We start from the raw sequence: 3,357 nt of genomic DNA on the forward strand, positions 1-3,357 counted from the left end.
GACGGCGCCCTGCGCCGTTCCGCACCGCCGGGCTGTGTGTCCGTACCGGCGGGCGCGCGGCGGGGCGCTCACCGGGCCTCCACGGCGGTGCACTGCCACTGCCCGGCCGGGCCGCGCTGCTCCAGCCGGAAGGCCACCATGTGGTGGCGCCGGCCGAGGTCGACCCGCACGCAGGCCTCGACCGCGTCCGGCGAGGGCGAGCGGTCGTGCACCGGGCCGAGCCGGGGCCGGTCGGCCGGGCCGCCGCGGCGCAGCGCGCCGGCCCGGACCAGTGAGGCGAGCTGCCCGTAGCCGTCCAGGCTGGTGTGCCGCATCAGCTGGCCGGAGGGCCGTGCGCCGGTGAGCACCTCGACCAGCCGGCGGGCGAACCGGGCGGCCAGTGCCCCGGAGGCCGGGCCGGAGCCCGGAGCGGAGTCCGGCCCGGGGGCGCCGGTGCAGGCGGCGCGCGGGTGGCGCGGGCGGCGGCCGGCCGGGTCGCAGCCGCCGGTGTCACGCGGACGGCGGTACGGGCGGGCGGTGGGGTGGGCGCTGTACCGGACGGTCACGGGGTGGCTCCTCGGCTGGGTGGTGCGGGTACGGACGGGGCCAGGCTGGGGGCGTCCCGCGCGGGGCGGCAACGGGTTTCCGGGGCGGCGGGGACGGGCCGCCGAATTCACCTATCCGGGGGAACCGGCCAGTGCGGCGACGGGCCGGAGGGGCTGTCCGGCGGCGCCCGGTTGACGTGCGGGAACGGGCCGTACGGTCCGAAAGGGGACGCTCCGGCTGGGCGGACCGGGTGGCGGCGCCCGGCCGCCGCATTGCGCCGTACGGGCGCGGCGCGCACCATCGGAGCCTGACCGGGAGCGGACCGCCGGGCTCCCACGACGAGGGACGGCCGGTATGACGACACGGGTGGCGGCCCCGGCGGCCGCGGGCACCGCCCCGCCCGCCGGCGAAGGCGTTCCGCGGTACGGCGTGGTGCTGGGCGGCGGCGGGATGCTCGGCGCGGCCTGGACGGTCGGCGCGCTGTGCGCCGTCGAGGAGGCCACCGGGCGGCAGCCGGGCGGGGCCGACGTCCTGCTGGGCACCTCGGCGGGCGCGATCCTCGCCGCGATGCTGGCCGGCGGCGTCCGCCCCGAGCAGCTGCGCGACCACCAGCGCGGCCTGCCGATCACCGAGGGGCCGCTGGCCGGGGTGGCCTTCGACTACGACACCGCCGTCGGCGGCGCGCTGCCGCCCCGCCCCCGGGCCGGGATCGGCTCGCCCGGCCTGCTGCGGGACGCCGTCCGGCACCCGCGCGAGTACCCGCTGCTGACCATGGTCTCGGCGATCGCGCCGCACGGCCGCGGCTCGCTGGCGCCGGTCGGCGAGCTGGTGCGCGGCCTGCTCGGCCCGGGCGGGCCGCCCGGCGACGGCGGCGGGCCGGAGCCCGGTGACGGCGGCGGGGGATCGCCGCTGCGGGTGGTGGCCGTGGACTACCGCAGCGGCCGCCGGGTGGTCTTCGGCGACCCGGACGCCCCGGCCGTCCCGGTGCCCGACGCGGTGATGGCCTCCTGCGCGATCCCCGGCTGGTTCGCGCCGGTGCGGCTGGACGGCTCGGCGTACGTGGACGGCGGCTGCTGGTCCGCCACCAACGCCGACCTGATGCTCGGCCGCGGGCTGGACGAGGTGTACGTGCTCGCCCCGATGGCCCTGCGGCTGGACCCGAGGCCGGGCCGGGCCGGGCGGCGGGGCCGGGAGCGGCGGGAGGGCCGGGAGGGCCGGCTCGGGAACGGCCGCGACACCCTGGCCGCCCTGCGCGAGTGGCGCGCCCGGGACCGTCCGCGCAGCGTGCTCGCCCAGCTGGTGAGCCGCTACCGCCACGCCGTCACCCGGCAGCTGCTGCGCGAGGCCGCCCTGCTGCGGGCCGAGGGCGTCCGGGTGCGGCTGCTCGCGCCGACCCTGGCGGACCTCGCGGTGATGGGCCCGAACATGATGGACCCGGCCCGCCGCGGCGCCGTCCTGGAGAGCGCCCTGCGCACCAGCCGGGAGGCGCTCCGGGCCTAGCGCGGGCCCGGCGCGGGCACCGTACGGGTCCGGCCGCGGGCGCCCGCCCCCGGACCGGGGGTGATCACGGGCGGCCCGGCGGCGCTTATTCTTGGGGCGCTGGAGACTGTGCTGCTGGACGAACCCCGCTGGACGAACCGGAGAGTGCCCCCGATGCGCGTGTACGTGCCCACCACCCTGACCGGCCTGGCGGCGGCGCACGAGGGCGGCGCCCTGGACCAGTCCGCCGCGTACGCGGTGACGCCCGCGCTGCGCGAGTGGTACGTCAGCGACGACCTGGAGGAGCTGGAGTACGCGGCGCTGAACCGGGCCGCGCAGTCCTCGCTGCGGCTGCTGGCCGCCGACCCGGGGGCCCCGCGCCGCCGGGTGGTGGTGGCGCTGGACGTGGCGGACGGGTCGGTGCGGCCGTTCCCCGGCGACGAGTACCAGGACCAGGCCTCGCTCGGCCGGGTGGTGCTGGCCGGTCCGGTGCGGCTGGCCAAGGCGGCCGCGGTGCACGCCGACGTGTCCGACGCCGAGGTGGTCACGGACGTCGCGGCGGCGGTGGCGGCGGTGGCCGCGGCCGACGCCGGCGACCAGGACGCCCAGTTCACCGTGGACGGCGCCGAGGACCACGACCTGCTCTGGTTCGCGACCCAGGAGATCCCCTCCCTGCTCGGGTGAGTTCCGCCCTACCGGCGTGTCACCCGGCCGGGTTACCGTTTCACCCCGTGCGCACTCACATCGTTTGGGACTGGAACGGCACGCTCTTCCACGACATGGAGGCCGTGCTCGGGGCGAGCAACGCCGCGTTCGCGACCATCGGCATCGGACCGATGACGCTCCAGGAGTACCGCGAGCAGTACGAGATCCCGATCCCCCGCTTCTACCGGCGCCTGCTCGGCCGGACGCCCTCCGCCGAGGAGTGGCTGCGGCTCGACGACGCCTTCCACGACCGCTACCGGGAGCTCAGCGCCTCCTGCGGGCTGACCGAGGGCGTGCGCGAGCTGCTGGACGGCTGGCGGGAGGCCGGGAACAGCCAGTCGCTGCTGTCGATGTACGAGCACGACAAGCTGGTGCCGCTGGTCGACACCTTCGGCCTGAGCAGCGGTTTCCTGCGGGTGGACGGCCGCAGCGGCCCGTCCGGCGGCCAGAAGGTGGAGCAGCTGACCCGGCACCTGGCCGCGCTCGGCGAGCGGGTGGACCCGGCCCGTACGGTGCTGATCGGCGACGCCGCGGACGACGCCCTGGCGGCGCTGGGCGCGGGCGCCCACGCGGTGCTCTACACCGGCGGTTCGCACACCCGGGAGAAGCTGGAGCCGGTCGGCGTCCCGGTGGTGGACAGCCTGGCCG

The 3,357-nt window shown here is 78.4% G+C and carries 4 protein-coding genes; 3 read left to right on the top strand and 1 reads right to left on the bottom strand.

Features of this window, described 5'->3' with window-relative positions:
• Positions 1-68 precede the first annotated feature (68 nt).
• Entirely contained in the window at positions 69-545 is a 477-nt protein-coding gene (locus ACFU6K_RS34530) for an Rv3235 family protein (RefSeq protein ID WP_380669880.1), read from the bottom strand.
• Between the two features lie 334 nt (positions 546-879).
• On the opposite strand from ACFU6K_RS34530, the gene ACFU6K_RS34535 reads away from it, so the two are divergent.
• From ACFU6K_RS34535 to ACFU6K_RS34545, 3 genes are all read left to right on the top strand, one after another.
• Complete coding sequence (locus tag ACFU6K_RS34535; RefSeq protein ID WP_380669882.1) at positions 880-2,025, top strand: patatin-like phospholipase family protein; 1,146 nt, start codon at positions 880-882, stop codon at positions 2,023-2,025.
• Positions 2,026-2,178: 153 nt separating this feature from the next.
• Entirely contained in the window at positions 2,179-2,688 is a 510-nt protein-coding gene (locus ACFU6K_RS34540) for a DUF6912 family protein (protein WP_380669884.1), read from the top strand.
• A 95-nt stretch (positions 2,689-2,783) separates the two neighbouring features.
• Positions 2,784-3,357, top strand: a 574-nt coding sequence (locus ACFU6K_RS34545; protein WP_380669886.1) for an HAD family hydrolase, incomplete at its 3' end; no start/stop codon positions are given.

This window comes from Kitasatospora sp. NPDC057512 (assembly GCF_042802135.1).
Taxonomy (GTDB): Bacteria; Actinomycetota; Actinomycetes; order Streptomycetales; family Streptomycetaceae; genus Kitasatospora.